The 20,615-nt window shown below is 65.7% G+C and carries 14 protein-coding genes; 10 read left to right on the plus strand and 4 right to left on the minus strand.

All coding sequences use genetic code 11. From position 1 onward, the window contains the following. Positions 1–96: 96 nt before the first annotated feature. From L995_RS17255 to L995_RS17265, 3 genes are all read left to right on the plus strand, one after another. Positions 97–777 (plus strand): YceH family protein, encoded by a 681-nt coding sequence (locus tag L995_RS17255; RefSeq protein WP_016445756.1) that lies wholly within the window; start codon positions 97–99, stop codon positions 775–777. A 109-nt stretch (positions 778–886) separates the two neighbouring features. Then, a complete protein-coding gene (locus L995_RS17260) occupies positions 887–2,068 on the plus strand; it encodes an acyl-CoA dehydrogenase family protein (RefSeq protein ID WP_017405188.1) in 1,182 nt (393 codons plus the stop codon). 69 nt (positions 2,069–2,137) lie between these two features. After that, positions 2,138–3,253 carry an acyl-CoA dehydrogenase family protein gene (locus L995_RS17265; RefSeq protein ID WP_047472758.1) on the plus strand — a complete coding sequence of 372 codons (1,116 nt, stop codon included), beginning with the start codon at positions 2,138–2,140 and terminating at the stop codon, positions 3,251–3,253. Positions 3,254–3,355: 102 nt separating this feature from the next. Here L995_RS17265 and L995_RS17270 read toward each other — a convergent pair whose 3' ends face one another. The 3 genes from L995_RS17270 to L995_RS17280 all read right to left on the minus strand — a co-directional run bounded on the left by L995_RS17270 (position 3,356) and on the right by L995_RS17280 (position 7,792). Continuing rightward, positions 3,356–4,303, minus strand: coding sequence for a bestrophin family protein (locus tag L995_RS17270; protein WP_016445753.1), 948 nt, complete (start codon positions 4,301–4,303; stop codon positions 3,356–3,358). A gap of 124 nt (positions 4,304–4,427) precedes the next feature. Continuing rightward, positions 4,428–6,683 carry an IPTL-CTERM sorting domain-containing protein gene (locus L995_RS17275; protein WP_231574455.1) on the minus strand — a complete coding sequence of 752 codons (2,256 nt, stop codon included), beginning with the start codon at positions 6,681–6,683 and terminating at the stop codon, positions 4,428–4,430. A gap of 407 nt (positions 6,684–7,090) precedes the next feature. After that, positions 7,091–7,792, minus strand: a complete 702-nt coding sequence (locus tag L995_RS17280; RefSeq protein WP_047472760.1) for a response regulator transcription factor — start codon at positions 7,790–7,792, stop codon at positions 7,091–7,093. A gap of 168 nt (positions 7,793–7,960) precedes the next feature. Here L995_RS17280 and L995_RS17285 point away from each other — a divergent pair, with 168 nt between their 5' ends. The 3 genes from L995_RS17285 to L995_RS17295 all read left to right on the plus strand — a co-directional run bounded on the left by L995_RS17285 (position 7,961) and on the right by L995_RS17295 (position 13,435). Next, positions 7,961–9,940 carry a sensor histidine kinase gene (locus L995_RS17285; RefSeq protein ID WP_047472761.1) on the plus strand — a complete coding sequence of 660 codons (1,980 nt, stop codon included), beginning with the start codon at positions 7,961–7,963 and terminating at the stop codon, positions 9,938–9,940. Then, complete coding sequence (locus L995_RS17290) at positions 9,928–11,997, plus strand: sensor histidine kinase (RefSeq protein WP_047472762.1); 2,070 nt, start codon at positions 9,928–9,930, stop codon at positions 11,995–11,997. The genes L995_RS17285 and L995_RS17290 overlap by 13 nt, the downstream gene beginning before the upstream one ends. Before the next feature lie 121 nt (positions 11,998–12,118). Continuing rightward, positions 12,119–13,435 carry a methyltransferase domain-containing protein gene (locus L995_RS17295; protein WP_197065154.1) on the plus strand — a complete coding sequence of 439 codons (1,317 nt, stop codon included), beginning with the start codon at positions 12,119–12,121 and terminating at the stop codon, positions 13,433–13,435. 9 nt (positions 13,436–13,444) lie between these two features. Here L995_RS17295 and L995_RS17300 read toward each other — a convergent pair whose 3' ends face one another. Then, complete coding sequence (locus tag L995_RS17300) at positions 13,445–14,053, minus strand: HNH endonuclease (RefSeq protein WP_016445747.1); 609 nt, start codon at positions 14,051–14,053, stop codon at positions 13,445–13,447. A gap of 157 nt (positions 14,054–14,210) precedes the next feature. Between L995_RS17300 and L995_RS17305 the strand changes: the two genes are divergently transcribed. The 4 genes from L995_RS17305 to L995_RS17320 form a co-directional block, all read left to right on the plus strand. After that, the gene (locus L995_RS17305; protein WP_034399628.1) at positions 14,211–15,260 is read left to right on the plus strand and encodes a bifunctional riboflavin kinase/FAD synthetase; all 1,050 of its coding nucleotides are present in this window, start codon (positions 14,211–14,213) and stop codon (positions 15,258–15,260) included. 105 nt (positions 15,261–15,365) lie between these two features. Then, on the plus strand, positions 15,366–18,221 hold the full coding sequence (gene ileS, locus L995_RS17310) for an isoleucine--tRNA ligase (RefSeq protein WP_047472764.1): 2,856 nt from the start codon (positions 15,366–15,368) through the stop codon (positions 18,219–18,221). 18 nt (positions 18,222–18,239) lie between these two features. After that, positions 18,240–18,755 (plus strand): signal peptidase II, encoded by a 516-nt coding sequence (lspA, locus tag L995_RS17315; protein WP_016445744.1) that lies wholly within the window; start codon positions 18,240–18,242, stop codon positions 18,753–18,755. Between the two features lie 256 nt (positions 18,756–19,011). Beyond that, a partial coding sequence (locus L995_RS17320) for a Na/Pi cotransporter family protein (protein ID WP_047472765.1) occupies positions 19,012–20,615 on the plus strand: 1,604 nt, incomplete at its 3' end.

The following is a 20,615-nucleotide window of genomic DNA, read 5'->3' on the forward strand; positions in this document are numbered from 1 at the left end:
GGGCGGCGATTGTCGCACCGCGGGCCGCGCGGCCTGCGCCAGCCCCGGCAAGGCCCATGGCCCTGCCGGGCCTTGTCACCTCTTGCCCTCAGACCCATGCCATTCGATCCCCGCTCCACCCCCTTGACCGCCGTCGAAGCCCGCGTGCTGGCCACCCTGATGGAGAAGGCGCGTACCGTGCCCGACAGCTACCCGCTCACGCTCAACGCACTGGTGACGGGCTGCAACCAGAAAAGCAGCCGCGATCCGGTGATGGAAGTCAGCGAGGGCGAAGCCCAGGAAGCGCTGGACAGCCTGCGCCTGCGCACCATGTCCGTGCAGATCAGCAGCGCACGCGCCACGCGCTGGGAACACAACTTCCCGCGCGGCGTGGGTGTGCCCGACCAGAGCGCCGTGCTGCTGTCCCTGCTGATGCTGCGCGGCCCGCAGACGGCTGGCGAGCTGCGCATCAACTCCGAGCGCTGGCACCGCTTTGCCGACATCTCCTCGGTCGAAGCCTTCCTGGAAGAGCTGCGCGAGCGCAGCGAGGAAAAAGGCGGCCCGCTGGTCGTCCTGCTGCCCCGCGCGCCCGGCGCACGCGAACAACGCTGGGCCCATCTGCTGTGCGGCCCCGTGGACGTGAACGCGATCGCCTCGGCCCCTGCGGCAGCAGGCGCACGCGGCGATGCCCTGGCCCAGCGCGTGGTCGATCTGGAAGCCCAGGTACGCCAGCTGCAGGCACGTCTGGCACATGTCTACGCCCAGCTGGGTCTGGAAGAACCCGATCAGCCTGCCTGATATCCGGCGGCCGTGAAGCCATCAGGGATTGCCATAGGTTGTCACGCCCTGGACAGTTCAAAAAAGAACGCGCGTGCTACAAAAGCCGGGATTGAAGGAGACACAGTCCATGGACCTGGCATTTACCCCTGAAGAACAGTCCTTTCGCGAGGAAGTCCGCGCCTGGGTGCGGGCCAACCTGCCCCAGGACATCGCGCACAAGGTGCGCCATTCGCTGCGCCTGACGCGCGACGACCTGCAGAACTGGGCCAAGATTCTTGGCAAGAAAGGCTGGCTGGGCTACGGCTGGCCCAAGCAGTTCGGCGGACCCGGCTGGAACGCCGTGCAAAAGCACCTGTTCGAGGAGGAATGTGCCCTGGCCTGCGCGCCGCGCATCATTCCCTTCGGCCCCGTGATGGTGGCGCCCGTGATCATGGCCTACGGCACGCCCGAGCAGCAGCAGCGCTTTCTGCCCGGCATTGCCAGCGGCGAAGTGTGGTGGAGCCAGGGCTACTCGGAGCCGGGCTCGGGCTCGGACCTGGCCAGCGTCAAGACCCGCGCCGAGCGCGTGGGCGACAAGTACATCGTCAACGGCCAGAAGACCTGGACCACGCTGGGCCAGTACGGCGAATGGATCTTCTGCCTGGTGCGCACCAGCAACGAGGGCAAGCCCCAGACCGGCATCAGCTTCCTGCTGGTGGACATGAAGAGCCCTGGCGTGACCGTGCGCCCGATCAAGCTGCTGGACGGCGAGTGCGAGGTCAACGAGGTCTTCTTCGACAATGTGGAAGTGCCGGCCGAGAACCTGATCGGCGAGGAGAACAAGGGCTGGACCTACGCCAAGCACCTGCTCAGCCACGAGCGTACCAACATCGCCGACGTGAACCGCGCCAAGCGCGAGCTGGAACGCCTCAAGCGCATCGCCAAGGCCGAAGGCGTCTATGAGGACCAGCGTTTCCGCGACGAGATCGCCAAGCTCGAAGTCGACGTGGTGGCGCTGGAGATGCTGGTGCTGCGCGTGCTGTCGGCCGAGAAATCGGGCAAGAACCCGCTGGACATCGCCGGCCTGCTCAAGATCAAGGGCAGTGAAATCCAGCAGCGCTACTCCGAGCTGATGATGCTGGCCGCAGGCCCCTTCAGCCTGCCCTTCATCGAAGAAGCCATGGAAGCCGGCTGGCAGGGCGACTTCCCCGGCGGCGTGGCGGACAACGCGCCGCTGGCGTCGACCTATTTCAACATGCGCAAGACGACGATCTACGGCGGCTCCAACGAGGTCCAGAGAAACATCGTCGCTCAGACGGTGCTGGGCTGATTTTGGCTGGAGTTTCGCTGACCCCAGAAGTGCGCCGGACGCGCTTCGATCAGCTTCGGGAGACAGAAAATGGACTTTGATTTTTCGGATGACCAGCAGCAACTGCGCGACGCGGTGCGCCGCTGGGTGGACAAGGGCTACACCTTCGAGCGCCGCCGCTCCATCGTCGAGGCGGGCGGCTTCTCGCGCGAGGCCTGGGGCGAGCTGGCCGAACTGGGCCTGACGGCACTGACCGTGCCCGAGGAGCACGGCGGCCTGGGCCAGAGCGCCACCGACGTGATGGTGGTGATGGAAGAGCTGGGCCGCGGCCTGGTGATGGAGCCGTTGGCACAGGCCTTCGTGGCATCCAGCGTGCTCGGCCAGCATGCCGACGCCACCGTGGCCGGCCAGTGGCTGCCGCGCGTGGCCAGCGGCGAGGCCCTGGTCGTGCTGGCACACCAGGAGCGCCAGGCCCGTTACCGGCTCGACGTCTGCGCGGCCACGGCCGGCAAGAGCGGCAGCGGCTACACGGTGGATGCCACCAAGAGCGTGGTGCCCGCAGGCGACGCGGCCGATGCCTTCCTGGTGCCGGCCCAGCTGGACGGCAAGATCGCCCTCTTCCTGGTGGAGCGCGGCGCCAGCGGCGTCAGCACCCAGGGCTACCGGACCCAGGATGGCAGCCGCGCCGCCGAGCTGCGCTGCCAGGCGGCCCCCGCCACGCTGGTGACGACCGATGGCCTGGCCGCCCTGACACTGGCCCAGGACGTGGCCAACGCCGCCCTGTGCGCCGAAGGCGTGGGCGCCATGGAGCAGACACTGAAGCTCACCACCGAGTACATGAACCAGCGCAAGCAGTTCAACACGGTGATCGCCAGCTTCCAGGCCCTGCGCCACCGCGTGGCGGACATGAAGATGCAGCTGGAGCTGGCCCGCTCCATGAGCTACTACGCCAGCCTCAAGATGAACACGCCCGAGGCGGAGCGCCACGTGGCCATCGCGCGCGCCAAGGTCCAGCTGGGCCAGTCGCTGCGCTATGTGGGCCAGCAGTCGGTGCAGCTGCACGGCGGCATCGGCGTGACCGACGAGTACGCAGGCAGCCACTACTTCAAGCGCCTGACGCAGATGGAGATGACGGGCGGGGACACGCTGCACCATCTGGGCATCGTGTCCGGGAAGATGCAGGACACGGCCGGCGTGTTTGCCTGAGCCTCGGGTCCCGCTTCAGACCACCAGGCCCCGCAGGAAACTGCGGGGCTTTTTCATGGGCTTTTCATGGGCCTTTGCTTTTTCCCATGCTTGCCCGCCGCCTCAGGTCAGCCTGTAGCCCTCGGGCCTGAGCGGCGCGGGCAGATCCGTCTCGCCCAGCGTGCGGCCCAGGCTGATCTCGATGGAGCGGCAGATGGTGTCCAGCGGCAGGTCGTTGCTCTCCAGGCCAAAGGGCTCTTCGAGTTCATCGCCAAGGGCGTCGAGCCCATAGAAGGTGTAGGCCACGATGGCCACGACGAAAGGCGTCATGAACCCGGTCGTGTCCACCAGGCCGAACGGCAGCAGAAAGCAGTACATATAGGCCGTGCGGTGCAGCAGCAGCGCATACGAGAACGGCATGGGCGTGTTGCGTATGCGCTCGCACGAGGCGGCAGCGGCCGTCATGCGTGTGAAGGTCTTGTCCATGGACGCGGCCAGGCAGGGTTCCATCTCGCCACGGCGCACACACTGCGCCAGGTCATGCCCCATGGACATCATCAGTGCGTCGCAGCGCTGCTCCAGCGGCAGGGCCTGGATTTGGCGCCATTCCCTGTCCACGAGCCAGCGGCCGGCTTCGGCATCGTCGTGCAGGCCCCGCAGCTGGGACCGCAGCGAATGCGCGAAGGCAACAGCCCGGTGCACCATGCGCACGCGCACGTCGCTGTCGCGGCGCCGGGGATCGGGCACCGTGTCCAGCGCAATCAGGCTCTGGCACTGGCGCGCCAGCGTGCGCGCGCAGATCACCATCTCTCCCCAGAGCTTGCGCCCTTCCCAGTAGCGGTCGTAGGCGGTGTTGTTGCGAAAGCCCAGGAAGATGGCCAGCGGCAGGCCGATCAGCGTGAAGGGGATGGGCGTCACCGTGATCTTCACGTCGAAGAGATTGCCGTGCACCAGGGTGATGATGGCGGCAAACACGATGTTCACGAGCAGCGTGACCTGGATGCGCTGGAGCACCGAGCCCCGCAAAATCAGAAACAGCCTGAGGCCGGCGGGGCGATCACGGACGATCATGGGGCGAATGATAGGTATAAACCCTTATTCGATCACATATTGAGCATGTCAATGGGCTGCGGCCATGCTCCGAACCAAAAAAAAGGCGCCCCGAAGGGCGCCCTGCGTCACGACCGGTTGCCGGTCACAGCGCGTTGAAGCGGCGGCGGCGCACCATGCCCCAGCCCATGATGCCCATCAAGCCGGACATCAGGATCAGGCCCCATTCGGAGAGGGTGGGGATGGAGGCGGGCGATACGGCCACGGCCACCGCGCGGGAAGCCGTGTTGTTGGCCGGGTTGGCATCTCCGGTCGCACCGGTGCTGCCCGTCAGTGCCACCGCCCCCACGGAGCTGGGCGTTCCGCTGACCGTGCAGGTCACGCTGGCGCCCGCAGGCACGGCATCCCCTGCGGACCAGGCTGCATTGGAGGGGCTGATGCGGCAAGCGCCCTGGCTGACGCCAGGCGGCAGTCCCGTGACTGCGCACGAGGTCCCTGCCGATGCATCGGCCGAGCCCTGGTTCTTGCAGACAAAACTGCCGCTGTAGGGCGTGCCGGCAGTGAACGCGGTCGGCAGGCCGCTCAGATCGACGCCCATGTCGGGCACTGCAACGGTGGACACATTCATGGTCGCGGTGTTGTTTGCCGCATTCGAATCATCCGTTGCGCCCGTGGTGCCCGTGACCGTGGACGAACCTGCGGCTGTGGGCGTACCGCTCACCTGGCAGGTGACCGTGGCTCCCACCGGCACCGCATTGCCCGCCACCCACGCGGCATTGCCGGGGCTGATGGAGCATGCGCCTTGCGTCACGCCAGCCGGCAGGCCGGTGACGGCGCAGGAGGTGCCGCTCACGGCGTTGGCCAGGCCCTGGTTGCTGCAGGTGAAGCTGCCGCTATAAGGAATGTTCAGCGGCGAGGTGGAGGGCAGTCCGCTCAGATTGATCTGCATGTCCGGCGTTGTGGTGACCGCGATGTTCGACGTGGCCGTGTTGTTGCCCGGGGTCAGATCGTTGTCGCCGCCCGTGGTCACCGTGACCGTCGAGCTGCCGCCTGGACCCGTCGGTGTGCCGGAGACCTGGCAGACCACCGTCTTGCCCGCAGGCACCACGGCGGGCTGCATCCAGGCCGCGCCGTCTATCGTGCATTGGCCTGCCGTCACGCCAGGGGGCAGACCGGAGGCATCGCAGATGGCCTGGCCTGCGCTGGCTGCACCATCGTTCTTGCAGGAGAAGCTGCCGGTGTAGGGGACGCCGACCACGGCGGTGGGCGGGAGTCCGGAGACATCAGGCACCATGTCGCTGCTCGCCGCGGGAGCCAGCAATTGGGTCTGCACCATGGCACCGAGCAGGGTCGAGGTCAGGTCGCCTCCGATGGTGTAGTTGCCGTTGTTGATCTGGTCTGACGGCGTGCCCGCAGGAACCTTCACGGTCATCGTGAACGTGCCCGACTGCCCGGGAGCCAGGGTCCCAAAGTCGCACTGTGCAGGATCTGAACTGCCCACGGCCGGGGCCGTGCAAGCGCCGCCGTCGCCGGCCAGCGACACGAACGTGGTCGGACTGATGCCCGCATCCGTGCCCACGGGCATGGCGGGCGTGACCTTCACGTTGTTCACCGGGGTGCTGCCGTTGTTCGTATAGGTATAGGTGTAGGTGATCTCCGTGCCGTCCGCCTTGGGCGCGCTGACAGGCCCGGACGCGCTGATCCACAGGGTCTTGGGCAGGGTCGTGCCGAAGTTGTCAACGTACAGATGGCCTGCGTGGCCACCGGCACTGCAGGCCGAGGCCACGGCCTGCAGCCTGACCTTGTCGCCTACCCGCAGGTAGGCATTGCCAGGAGCGACATCGTAGGCCTGGGGGTCGGTATAGTTCTGGATGGCACCGCCCTTGTCGGTAAAGGCCTTCCAGGGTGCTCCCGGCTCGCCGCCGTAGTGGTATTTGAAGAACAACTCCTGGGGTGAGCCCGTCAGATCCGTGGAGGTCTGGGCGTCATAGGTCTTGACCAGCGAGATGGCAAAGTAGGGGCGATCCTCGCCTCCGTGATTGCTGGCGTACTCAAGCACGGGCGCCGCGACAAATCGGATGTGGATCTTGCCGTCCTGGTCGATGTCATCTGCAGTCAGCGTCACTTCCTGGGTGATGGAACTTGCCGTATTGACCTGCTGGGTCCAGCCGGCGAGTCCCCCCGTGACCTTGCTGGACCGAGGTATCACGTTGCTGGCTGGGGTGGCGCTGTTCGCCTTGAGGTTGATGCGGGCAGAGTGGGAGCCTGCCAAAGTCAGTTTGAGGGCGGACTGGCCGGCGTCACCCCGGAACAGGACTTCGTCTGCAGCGCCTTCCGAGCCGCTGGCGATTTCGACCAGATGGGACTTGGTGCCAGGTGGCTGCAGGCGCAACTCGCTCAAGCGCTTCGGATTGGCCTGGGTGCCATTGTTGGTCCAGGCCTGGGGGGTCCAGCCAGTCAGGTCCCCTGCCTCGAAGTCCCCATTCAGAAATGCCGCCTGCGCAACTGCACTCACCATTGCCAGGGTGCCGGCTGCAACCAGACTTCTGGCCTGCCTCCAGGCCTTCATGCGCGGCCCTGTGGGCCGGATATGCAAACTCTGTCTCGCCATACCATTCCTCTCTTCATGTGTGTTTGATCACGGTTGAAAACTCCGACGGCCCACGCCGCCCGCCTGCGCACACCGCCAGCACCAAGCCGCCCAATCACGCGCACGCGCTTTTGCAGCAAAAAAATGGGCGAACGAATCCCTTCCGCATGCCCGGACGGCAGCGGTTCAAAAAGCTGAAATGGAGAAGAAAAAGGCGCCTAAGGCACGAACACCAGCCCTCGACCGAACACGGCCCTCACCGGCAGGGCCAGCCCGGAGATATCCAGGGTCTTGCGGCGAAGCCGCGTCAGCTGCGATTCAATGCGATGAAAACCGTCATCCACATCGGCATAGCCCATGGCCTCGATCAGGGTCTGCTTGGACACCATGGTCCCGGGGGTTGCCATCAGGCAGCCGAGCAATTCCAGCTCGCGGCTGGTCAGGGCAATGATCTGGTGGTTGGGTGCGACCATGCAGGCCGACAGGGGGTCAAGGCGCCAGGTCAGGAATGGGGCGGACGCCCTGCCCGGCTGACCGGTGTTGCGGCGAAGCTGGGAGCGGATGCCGGCCACCAGCTCGTTCATGTCGGTGGGCTTGACGAAGTACTGCAGCGCGCCGGCATTGAGGCCGGCAATGCGGCTGTCCAGATCGCCGCGTGCCGTGAGCACCACCACGGGGATCTCCTGCTCGGCCAGGCGCTTGACCAGGCTCAACCCGTCCTCGCCGGGCAGACCCAGGTCGACGACGACCAGATCTGCCTTTTCGCGCAGTAGCTTTATGTAGAAGTCTTCTGCAGAATCCGTGCCCCAGGCATACAGGCCAGACTTTGTTAAAAATCGACACACATTGATACGAATATCCTCGTCGTCCTCTACGACGGCGACGGTGAACTCGATCGATGGCTCTAGTGTCTGCTGCATGATGTTTGCCTATTGGTGCGCGGATTTTCATTGGGGTGAACGTCCGCCGCCATGCACGAACACTCTCGAATGCTCACAGTTCAGAGAAACACACAAAAATTTACTTTTATTGCATGGATCACGGTATCGCTCGGGCTGCTCGCATTTTTCGTGCTGAGCCCGGCAACCATGTCTCCCCCTGACAAGGGACTGCGTCTGGGCAAGGACCTGCCGATGCAGGTGCTTGCCGATGCGGGCCGCAGCATGACCATTGAACAGGTCGCGGCCCTGCCCGATGATGCCTTCGAAACCCGGCGCACGCCTCTGAACGAGGGCTATACCCGCCAGCCTTACTGGGTGAGGGTTGCCATGCCTGCCCTCGCACCCGCCAGTGCGCTGGCCGGCAATGATCCGCTGTGGCTGGAGATCACGCCCACCTATCTGGACAGGGTCACGCTCTACCAGCAGGCGAATGGCCTGTGGCAGGCACGCGAAAGCGGTGACACGGTGCCCATGGCCCAGCGCATCCATGTGCGCCAGCTGGTGTTTCCACTGCGCGCCGGCCAGCCCTTTGTGCTGCGCATCGAGACCAGCAGCGCCATGCAGCTGTACGCCACGGTCTGGCGCAGCACGGGGCTGATGGCCTGGCTGTCCAGCGTGGAGTGGGCCTCGGGGGTGCACCAGGGCGTGAACCTGGTGCTGACCTTGCTGATCGCCGGCGCAGCCCTGGCCCTTCGCATGCGCAGCCTGATGGCCATGACGCTGCTGGCGTTCGTGGTTCTGACCCACAACGCCAATGTGCGCGGCTATGCCCAGCTGTGGCTGCCCGAGCCCTGGGCGCCGCATGCGGATATCTGGGTGAGCGTGGGCGTCTTCCTGCTGCCTGCCGCCTTTGCCTGGCAGGCACGCGAGACCTTGACGCGCGGCACGATCTGGCGTCGCATCGACCGCATGCTGGTGCTGCTGACCTTGGCGCCGCTGCTGGCCTTGCTCAGCATTCCCATGGGGCACTACACGCAATGGGCCTGGCTAGGAGTCAGCGTCCCCTGGATGGCCAGCATGCTGAGCGCTCTGGTGGCCTGGAAGAACCTGCTCCGCCAGGGCCCCAGCATCGTCAACCTGCTGGTGCTGATTCCCTACACGCTGCATGCGGTCATGGGCATCCACGTGGCTGCAGCGTTCACGGGGCTGGTGTCCTCCGACATCGAAGCCGGCATGTACTGGCAACTGGAATCGCTGCTGCTGTACATCCTCATCATCATTGCCGTGGGCGCCAGCCTGGTCGAGAAATTCCAGAACTCCATGGACAGGCAGGCGCAACTGGTGGAGTCGCTGGCCCGTTCCGAGCACGCGCTCGAAGGCCGGGTACGCACACGCACGGCCGAGCTGCTGCATGCACAGAACGCGCTGCAGGCCGCATTGCATGGCGAGCGCACCCTGCGGCTGGAGCAGCGCCAGTTCTTCAACATGGTCAACCATGAATTCCGCACGCCGCTGGCCGTGGTGGACAGCGCGGCCACGGAGCAGTTGACCTTTCCGTCCACCGACATCGACTCCCAACTGGAGCGGGCCGCCCAGATCCGGCGTGCCTGCAGGCGCCTCACGGCCCTGGTGGACAACTGCCTGGTCAGCGACCGCCTGGACGCGCCTGCGTTCCGGCTGCAGCTCGACCGGGTTCCGGTGACGGACCTGATCGACGATGCCGTACAGCTCGTGCACTGGTCGCGCCGCCATCATCTGAGGCTGGAGACTGCCGGCATCCCCGCCTCCTGGCAGTGCGATCCCACGCTGGTGCGCATCGCCCTGTCCAACCTCGTGGACAACGCCGTGAAATACGCCCAGGCCGGCGAAATCGCCGTGTGTGCCCGCCTGGACGGGCAGGGCCGGCTGGAGCTCACCGTCAGCGACGAGGGCCCTGGCCTGGCGCCCGAGTTGGCGCAGCGCATCTTCGAGCTGCACGAGCGCGGAGAGCGCTCGGACCAGACCCGAGGCTTCGGCCTGGGCCTGTGGGTGGCCCGGCGCGTGGCCCAGATGCATGGCGGCGATGTGCAGGTCACGCCAGCTGCGGGCGGAGGCACCTGCTTCATGCTGACGCTGCCCTGCAGCATTCCCGAAGACAGCGGCCTTGCCACAGCTGCAACACAGCCCGCCTCGCCATGCGTATCCTGAGCCTGCTGCGTGTCATGAACCGTCTGGCGCTGCCGGGCTGGCTGGTATTTTCGCTGGTGCTGGTGGTCTGCTTCATCCTCAGTCCGGCCTGGCAGTCCCTTCCAGCCAAGCGCCTGCAGCTGGGCACGGACCTGCCCATGCTGGCGCTTGTCGATGCGCAGGGCAGCCTCACCATCGACCAGGTGGCAGCCCTGCCCGATACGGACTTCACCGCGCTCGACACACCGCTGAACAAGGGCTACACGCGCGATGTGTATTGGCTCAAGGTGCAGGCTCCCTATATCGCGGCCGGGAAGATCGACCCCGAGCATGACCCTCTGTGGCTGGAGATCCTGCCCAGCTACCTGGACCAGGTCGCGCTGTACCAGTACATGGACGGCGCCTGGCGCATGCGCAGCAGCGGCGATACGGCAACCGGCGAACCACGGGTCCATGTGCGCCAGCTCGTGTTTCCGCTGCACACGGACCAGCCCTTCATCCTGCGCGTGCAGACCTCAAGCCCCATGCAGCTGGACGCCACGATCTGGCGCAGCAGCGGTCTGATGACGCAGTTCTCGGCCGTGGAATGGGCATCGGGCATCCACCAGGGCATCAACCTCATGCTGGCCCTGCTGATCATCGGGGCAGCCCTGGCCTTGCGGTTGCGCAAACTTGCCGCCATGGCCGTGGCAGCCATCGCCGTACTGATACACGGCGCCAGCGACCGGGGCTACCTGCAGATCTGGCTGCCCGACCATCTGGCGCACTGGGGCCATCTGTGCGTCAGCCTTGGCACCCTGATGCTTCCCGCCGCCCTGGCCTGGCAGATGCGCGAGCTGCTGACCCGCGACACACGCTGGCGGCGCATGGACCGGGCCCTGGTCGCCCTGGGAATCATCCCGTTGCTGTGCCTGCCAAGCATCCCGCTCGGCCGCTACCAGGACTGGGCCTGGATAGGGGTCGGCGCGCCCTGGGCCATCAGCGCGCTGTTTGCGGTGGTCGCATGGAGCAATCTGCTGCGCGATCGTGCCAGCCTGGTCCATGTGCTGATGGTCGTTCCCAGCACCATGTACGGGCTCATGGGACTGTATGTGACGGCAGCCTATGTGGGCCTTGCCAGCCTGCCCACCATAGAGACCAGCGTTTTCTGGCAGCTCAACACCTTGCTGGTCAACATCGTGATCACCGTGGCCGTCGGCGCCAGCCTGATCCAGAAATTCCGGGACTCCATGGCACGCCAGGCACAACTGCTCGAATCCCTGGCCAAATCCGAGCATGCGCTGGAAGAGCGCGTGCGGCTGCGCACGGCCGAGCTGCTGCGGGCGCAGAACGCGCTGCAAGCGGCGCTGCACAGCGAACGCACGCTGCGACTGGAGCAGCGGCAGTTCTTCAACATGGTCAACCATGAGTTCCGCACGCCGCTGGCCGTGGTGGACAGTGCCGCCACCGAGCAACTTTCCTTTCCCTCCCCCGACATCGACTCCCAGCTCGAACGCGCCGCCCAGATCCGGCGCGCCTGCAGACGCCTCACGGCCCTGGTGGACAACTGCCTGATCAGCGACCGCCTGGACGCTCCCGCCTTCAGGCTGCAGTTGCACCGCGCTCCCGTCATGGAGCTGGTCGATGATGCCGCGCAGCTCGTGCACTGGTCTCGCCGCCACCGTCTGCGCCTGGACAGCGCGCAGGCGCCCGCCATCTGGGAGTGCGACTCCACGCTCATCCGCATCGCACTGTCCAACCTCGTGGACAACGCCGTGAAGTACGCCAAGGCCGGAGAAATCACCGTGCGTGCGCGCACCGACGACCGTGGTCAGCTGGAACTCACCGTCAGCGATCAGGGCCCAGGCCTGGCGCCCGAGCTGGCGCTGCGCATATTCGAGCGCTTCGAGCGCGGCCACCGCTCCGACCAGGCCCGCGGCTTCGGCCTGGGCCTGTGGGTCGCCCGGCGCATTGCGCGACTGCATGGCGGCGACATACAGGCGGCACCTTCACCGGAGGGCGGCACGAGCTTCACGCTCACGCTGCCGCCGCATCCCGCTGCCGCTGCGCAGTTCAAAACCTTGCAGACAGCAGCTTGAAACAAGGCGCCCTGGAGAATCCACGATAATGAAAAGTTAGCCACTGGCGCAATCCCTGTTTGGAACGCGTGCTCCAAGCCACCTCCGGCCCATGCGCCCGCGCACACCTATTTTTCTGTCCATGAGCGTTATCTCTACCCCCGTCGACATCAATCGCAAGCATCTGGAAGCGGCCCGCCAACAGATTGAGCAAGGCAATCTGAAGAAAGCCGCACAGACCCTGAACAAGGCCCAGCGCCAGATGCCGAACGACGCACGCGTCTTCATGTTGGCGGCGCTGATGGCGGAGAAAGCCGGCAATCACGCCAAAGCCGAAGAGACATTCGAACGCTGCCTCGAACTGGCGCCCATGTGGGGACCAGGCCTGCTGGAAACCGCTCTCTATCGGGCTCGTCGCAGCCAATTCGATTCTGCTCTGGAACTGGCTGAGAAAGTGGCGCGCATCGAGCCTGGAAATCCGCAGGTACTGGCAGGCGTGGTGGACATCGCCCACCGCGCCGGTCATACCGCAATGGCCGTGGAGCACCTGCGCAGAGGCTTGGAGCTATTTCCCGGCGACACCATGCTGCGCCAGTATCTGGCCAACGATCTGAGCAGCCTGCAGCAACACGCCGAGGCAGGGCAGATCTGGGACGCCCTGGTACAGGAGCAGCCCGAGCAGCCGTCACTGCGCATTGGCCGAATCAAGGCCTGCATCGCACGCGGCGAGCCTGCTGCGGCACTGCCTGACATCCGCATGCTGCAGGAACGATCCCCCGAGGATGCCACGCTGATCTACTACGCAGCCCTGGCCCGGGGCGACACCCCGGCCCACCAGCCTGTTGAGATGCACAGGCCCTTGTTCGACGGAATGGCCGAGCAATACGATATGCACATGGTGCGTGGCCTCGGCTACCAGCTGCCCAAACGCGTCGCAGAACAGTTGGTCGCGCGCAATCCAGAAAAGGACTTTAACCTGCTGGACCTGGGCTGTGGCACAGGCCTGCTGGGTGTCTGTCTGGGCTCCATGCAGGGCTTCCTGATCGGCGTGGACAGTTCCGTGAAAATGATCGAACAGGCGGCACGGCATGGCATCTATGACCGTTTCCACAACGTGAGCCTGCTGGATGCCCTGCGCGACACTCCGGACAGCGAGTATGACGTGATCACCTGCCTCGATGTACTGATCTACGTTGGCGATGCAGCTACGGTCATCCCCAATGCGGCGCGCATTCTGAAGACGGGTGGCGAATTCATCTTCTCCTGCGAAACTGCGCCAGAAGACGGCCCCGACCTGGTGCTGCAAAACAGCCAACGCTACGCCCACAAGCGCAGCCATATCGAAGCACTGTGCAAGCAAGCGGGCTTCAGCGTATCGACCGAGGAACTGGTGCTGCGGCAGGAAGGCGGGCAACCGGTTCAGGGCTTCGTCGTGACCGCAACCAAGACCGCTGCCTGACAGTTCTCATCAAGCCCACGCCACCTCGTGCGTGGGCGCACCACCGTCCCCGACAAGGCTATCGCGCGCCCAGCGCGAGCTTCTGGGCACGTGCAGCAGCAGAAACTCCATCTGGTCCGCCAGAATCCGCCGGTTGCGCAGGATGAAGTCTTCCCAAAGGCTGGGTACATAGGGCGTGTAGAGCAGGGGCATGCGCGCCTGTTCAGGCGTGCGGGCGCCCTTGCGGTGGTTGCAGGAACGGCAGGCAGTCACCAGATTCATCCAGTGATGGCCGCCACCTGCGGAGATGGGCACGATGTGTTCGCGCGTGAGGTCGTTTTCGTGGAAGACCCGGCCGCAGTAGGCACAGATGCAGCGGTCGCGTGCGAACAGCTTGCCGTTGGTCAGGCCCGGCTGCAGGCTGTGCGGATTGATGGAGGGCGCACCGCGCGTGCCGATGATGCTGTTGATGTGGATGACCGACTGGCAGCCCGTGACGGCATTGTGGCCACCGCGGAAACAGGCGACTTCCCCGCCGGACTCCCAGCGCACATCGTCCGCCGCGTAATGCAGCGCCGCCTGCTCCAGCGTAATCCAGGATTGGGGCAGCCCTTGGGCCGACAGCTTCAAGACCTTCACGACACGCCTCCTCTGACACCAAGGTGAACGGGAATGCAGCCAGTGCACAGGGCCTGCAAGGCAGGCCTTATCGAGGCAATATACTCTGTTTCCGTGTCGGATTGACAGCCTGCGCTGGCTGCGCGCGTGCCAGCCGCTATTGAAAACAAAGCGTCCCATGAAGATTTTTCGAGGCTTCAACCATCCAGGGCGAGAACCGGCCTGCGCCGTCACCATCGGCAATTTCGATGGTGTTCACCGGGGTCACCAGGCCATGCTGGCCCTGCTGTCGGCTGAAGCTGCCCAGCGTGGCGTGCCCACCTGCGTGCTGACCTTCGAGCCCCATCCGCGCGACTACTTCGCCCAGGCCCTGGGCCGGCCCGAGATCGCGCCGGCGCGCATAGGCACGCTGCGCGACAAGCTGTCGGAGCTGCAGCGCTGCGGCGTGGACCAGACCGTGGTGCTGCCCTTCAACCGGGCGCTGGCCAGCCAGGCGCCCCAGGCCTTCATCGATGAGGTGCTGGTGGCCGGCCTGGGCGCGAAATACGTGCTGGTCGGCGACGATTTCCGCTTCGGCGCCCAGCGCGCGGGCGACTACGCCATGCTGGACGCGGCAGGCCAGCGCCAGGGCTTTGACGTGGCCCGCATGAACAGCTACGAAGTGCATGGCCTGCGCGTGTCCAGCACCCATGTGCGCTGCGCCCTGGCCGAGGGGCGCATGCAGGATGCGGCGCGGCTGCTGGGTCATCCCTACACCATCTCCGGCCATGTGGTCCACGGGCGCAAGCTGGGCCGCAGCCTGGCCGAAAGCCGCCAGGGCGCGGGCGACGGCTTTCGAACGCTGAACCTGCGCTTCAACCATTGGAAGCCCGCGGCCAGCGGCATCTTCGCGGTACTGGTCCACGGACTGCATGAGCGTCCTCTGCGCGGCGTGGCCAACCTCGGTGTGCGCCCTTCCCTGGACCCGACGGATGTCAACGGCGGGCGCGTCCTGCTGGAAACCCACTGCCTCGATTGGCCCGGCGCGCCGGGTGGCGAAGAGGCCTACGGTAAAATCATCCGTGTGGAACTTCTGCACAAACTGCACGACGAGCTGAAGTACGACAGTCTCGACGCCCTCACCGCCGGCATCGCCAAGGACTGCGATGACGCGCGCGCGTTCTTCGCCACCATCCACACACCCATCTACACCGAGACCCGTCGCCAGACCACGCGCGACCGAATTTGACGATCTCCGTCACCTGCCCGGGCGCGGGTGCGCACCAGGCTTCCTCCCCTTTTTCCCGTGCCTGGACCAGACGGTCCGGGCTCTGGCCTGCTTTCAAGGTTCTCCATGTCTGATTCGAAAGTCTCTCCCAACGCCAATGCGGGCTATCGCGCCACGCTGAACATGCCCGACACGCCCTTCCCCATGCGCGGCGATCTGCCCAAGCGCGAGCCGGGCTGGGTCCAGGAATGGGAGGACAAGGGCATCTACAAGAAGCTGCGCGATGCGCGCCACGGTGCGTCCAAGTTCATCCTGCACGACGGCCCGCCCTACGCCAACGGCAAGATCCACATCGGCCATGCGGTGAACAAGGCGCTCAAGGACATGATCGTCAAGAGCCGCCAGCTCGAGGGCTTCGACGCCATGTACGTGCCGGGCTGGGACTGCCACGGCCTGCCCATCGAGAACGCCATCGAAAAGCTGCATGGCCGCAATCTGCCGCGCGACGAGATGCAGGCCAAGAGCCGTGCATTCGCCACCGAGCAGATCGCCCAGCAGATGGTGGACTTCAAGCGCCTGGGCGTGCTCGGCGACTGGGACCATCCCTACAAGACCATGAACTACGCCAACGAGGCCGCCGAGCTGCGCGCCTTGAAGCGCGTCATGGAGCGCGGCTTCGTCTACCGCGGCCTCAAGCCGGTGTACTGGTGCTTTGACTGCGGCTCCTCGCTGGCCGAGTTCGAGATCGAGTACGCCGACAAGCAAAGCCAGACGCTGGACGTGATGTTCCCCACGGCCGAGCCCGACAGGCTGGCGGCCGCCTTCGGGCTGACCTCGCTGGCCAAGCCCGCCTTCATCGTCATCTGGACGACGACGGCCTGGACCATCCCTGCCAACCAGGCGCTCAACGTCAACCCCGAGCTGGAATACAGCCTGGTGGATACCGAGCGCGGCCTGCTGATCGTGGCCTCCGCCCTGGTCGACAAATGCCTGGCACGCTGGAAGCTCGAAGGCCAGGTCCTTGCCACCGCCGTGGGAAGGAAGCTGGACCACCTGCAGTTCAAGCACCCGCTGGCCCACGTGGACAAGGGCTTTGACCGCGTCTCGCCCGTGTTCCTGGCCGACTACGCCACGGCCGATGACGGCACCGGCATCGTGCACTCGGCCCCCGCCTACGGCGTGGACGACTTCAACAGCTGCATGAACAACGGCATGACGCGCGATGACATCCTGAGCCCCGTGCAGGGCAACGGCGTCTACGCACCCGAGCTGCCGCTGTTCGGCGGCCAGCACATCTGGAAGGCCGTCCCCGTCATCATCGACGCGCTCAAGCTGGGCGACCGCCTGCTGGATACCACGACCATCACCCACAGCTACCCGCACTGCTGGCGCCACAAGACACCGGTGATCTACCGCGCCGCCGCCCAGTGGTTCATCCGCATGGATGAGGGCGAGGGCGTGTTCACCAAGCCCGGTGACAAGCCCGCGCAGACGCTGCGCCAGATCGCGCTGGAAGCCATCGAGCACACCCAGTTCTACCCGGAGAACGGCAAGACCCGCCTGCGCGACATGATCGCCGGCCGGCCCGACTGGTGCATCTCGCGCCAGCGCAGCTGGGGCGTGCCCCTGCCCTTCTTCCTGCACAAGGACAGCGGCGAACTGCATCCGCGCACCATGGAGATCATCGACCAGGCCGCCGCCATGGTCGAGCAAGGCGGCATCGAGGCCTGGAGCCGCGTGACGGCCGAGGACATCCTGGGCGCAGAGGAAGCCGTGCACTACACCAAGAGCACCGACATCCTCGAAGTCTGGTTCGACTCCGGCTCCACCTTCTGGCATGTGATGCGCGGCACGCACGCCGACATGCACCACGACCAGGGCCCCGAGGCCGACCTTTACCTGGAAGGCCATGACCAGCACCGCGGCTGGTTCCATTCTTCGCTGCTGCTGGCCTCGGCCATCTTCGGGCGCGCGCCCTACCGCGGCCTGCTGACCCACGGCTTCACCGTGGACGGCCAGGGCAAGAAGATGTCCAAGTCGCTGGGCAACACCGTCGCCCCGCAGGACGTGAGCAACAAGATGGGCGCCGAGATCATCCGCCTGTGGGTGGCCTCGACCGACTACTCGGGCGACCTGGGCATCGACGACAAGATCCTGGCCCGCGTGGTGGACGCCTACCGCCGCATCCGCAACACGCTGCGCTTCCTGCTGGCCAACGTCAGCGACTTCGACGCGGCGAAAGACTCGGTTGCCACCGAAGATCTGCTGGAAATCGACCGCTGGGCCCTGGCCCGCGCGGCCCAGTTCCAGGCCGAGCTGCTGGCCCACTACAAGGTCTACGAATTCCACCCCGTGGTGGCCAAGCTGCAGCTGTTCTGCTCGGAAGACCTGGGCGGCTTCTACCTGGACGTGCTCAAGGACCGCCTGTACACCAGCGCGCCCAAGAGCCTGGCCCGCCGCAGCGCCCAGACCGCGCTGCACCAGATCACGCACGCCATGCTGCGCTGGATGGCGCCCTTCCTGTCCTTCACGGCCGAAGAGGCCTGGAAGGTCTTCGGCGACAGCGAGTCCATCTTCCTGGAGACCTACACCGACCTGCCGGCCGGCGACGAGGCCCTGCTGGCCAAGTGGGCCCGCCTGCGCGAGATCCGCGACGTGGTGAACAAGGACATCGAGGCCGTGCGCACCGAAGGCCGGGTCGGCTCCTCGCTGCAGGCCGAAGTCCGTGTCTCGGCGCAGCCCGAAGACCTGGCCCTGCTGCAAAGCCTTGGCGACGACCTGAAGTTCGTCTTCATCACCTCGGCCGCCGAGGCCCTGGCGGGCGAGACGCTGCAGGCCGCCGTCACACCCAGCAGCCATGCCAAGTGCGACCGCTGCTGGCACTACCGTGCCGACGTGGGCATCAATCCCGAGCACCCCAGCCTGTGCGGCCGTTGCGACAGCAACCTGCACGGTGCCGGCGAAGAGCGCCGCAAGGCGTAATCCCACCGAGGCGCTGCCATGACCCCTAGCTTTGCCGCAGTCCCCGAATCCCGCAGCCGCCGCATCTGGCCCTGGCTGGCCTGGTCGCTGGCGATCATCGCCATCGACCAGCTCACCAAGCAGTGGATCCTTGATGCCTACCAGCTGGGCGACTGGACGCCGATCACGGGCTTTTTCAACATCGTGCGGGCCCACAACACGGGGGCGGCCTTCTCGTTCCTGGCTGGAGCCGGTGGCTGGCAGCGCTGGCTGTTCGTGGGCATCGGCGCGGCGGCCACGCTGCTCATCGTCTGGCAGTTGCGCAAGCATCCGGGGCAGAAGCTGTTTTGCTTCTCGCTGGCCAGCATCCTGGGCGGTGCCATCGGCAACGTGGTGGACCGCCTGCAGCACGGCTACGTGGTGGACTTCCTGGACTTCTACTGGGGCCGTTCGCACTTTCCGGCCTTCAATGCGGCCGACATCGCCATCAGCGTGGGCGCGGCCCTGCTGATCCTGGACGAGGTGCTGCGCGCACGGCGGGCCAAGGGCGCCTGATCCCTGCCGCAACCGGAGCCGCCGCCGCCAGCCCCTCTTGCGAGGGGCTTTTTCATTGAGGGGGCCACCGGCTGCATGCCGGCGGGTTTTCCTCGGGTTTTCCTGAGTGCGTTTTGGGTCAACCGAAATTCTTTTCGATTCGTTTTATTTCTACAATTTTCCTTATTTCGCACCAAACTGTGCGCTCATGCGGCCGACTCTCCTGCGCGCAAGCCGGGACCGGGGTTATATTGGTCCGCTTCTCCGCTCACAGCACATGAAGCACTTACTCAATCTACTGGCCGCCATCGCCCTGCTGGTCTGGGGCACGCACATGGTCCGCACCGGCGTGCTGCGGGTGTTCGGCGCCAACCTGCGCAACCTGCTCGCCCACAGCATGAGCAACCGCTTCTCGGCCGCGCTGTCCGGCCTGGGCGTGACTGCGCTGGTGCAGTCGAGCACGGCGACCTCGCTGATGACCTCGGCCTTCGTGGGCCAGGGCCTGATCTCGCTGCCGGCCGCGCTGGCCGTGATGCGCGGCGCCGACGTGGGCACGGCGCTGATGGCCGTGCTGTTCTCCACCGACCTGTCCTGGCTGTCGCCGCTGTTCATCTTTGTCGGCGTGGTGCTGTTCATCACGCGCCAGGACACCACGGCCGGGCGCATAGGCCGCGTGCTCATCGGCCTGGGCGTGATGCTGCTGGCCCTGCGCCTGGTGGTCGATGCCACCGAGCCGCTGCTGGAAGCCCCCGCCGTGCGCACCCTGCTGGCCTCTGTCACCAGCGACATCTTCATGGAGCTGCTGCTGGGTGCGCTGCTGGCCGTGATGGCCTATTCCAGCCTGGCCATCGTGCTGCTGATCGCGGCCATGGCCAGCTCGGGCGCGATTCCCATGGAAGTGGCGCTGGGCCTGACGCTGGGCGCCAACATCGGCAGCGGCCTGGTGGCCGTGCTGACCACGGCCAAGTCCAGCGTGGAAGTGCGCCAGGTCACCATCGGCAACATGCTGTTCAAGATCATGGGCGTGGCCATCGTGGCGCCCTTCCTGGGGCTGTGGGCCACCTATGTGATGCCGCTGATCGACGGCAAGGGCCAGAACATCGTGCTGTTCCACCTGGCCTTCAACATCTTCAACAGCCTGTGCTTCATCGGCCTGACGCAGACCGTGGCGCGCTGGGTGACGGCCCTGCTGCCCAAGCCCGAGGCCAGTTCCACCAGCCTGCTGCGGCCCCGCCACCTGGACCCCTCGGCGCTGAGCACGCCGTCGCTGGCCATTTCCTGCGCCGCGCGCGAGGCCCTGCACCAGGCCGACATGGTCGAGTCCATGCTGATCGGCATGCAGCGCGTGCTGGAGACCGACGACCTCAAGCTGTCCCAGGAGCTGCGCGAACTCGAAGGCACGGTGGACGACCTGTACTCGGCCATCAAGTACTACATGACCAAGATCTCGCGCGCCGAACTCGACGAACGCGAGGGCCAGCGCTGGACCGAAATCATCAGCTTCACCATCAACATGGAGCAGATCGGGGACATCATCGAGCGCGTGCTGCTGGACATCGAGGACAAGAAGATCAAGAAGGGCCGCCAGTTTTCCGAGGCCGGCACGCAGGAGATCCGCGAGCTGCTGCACCACCTGCTGGACAACCTGCGCCTGGCCATGAGCGTCTTTCTCAATGGCAATGTGCGCGAGGCCCAGAAGCTGCTGGAGGAAAAGGCGCGCTTTCGCGATCTGGAACTGGCCTACTCGGCCACCCACCTGGCCCGCCTGTCCGACAACACCGTCTCCAGCATAGAGACCAGCTCGCTGCACATCGACCTCATCAGCGACCTCAAGCGCATCAACTCGCTGCTGTGCTCTGTGGCCTATCCCATCCTGGAATC

Source organism: Delftia sp. ZNC0008, from assembly GCF_000799035.1.
Lineage (GTDB): Bacteria > Pseudomonadota > Gammaproteobacteria > Burkholderiales > Burkholderiaceae_C > Comamonas > Comamonas tsuruhatensis.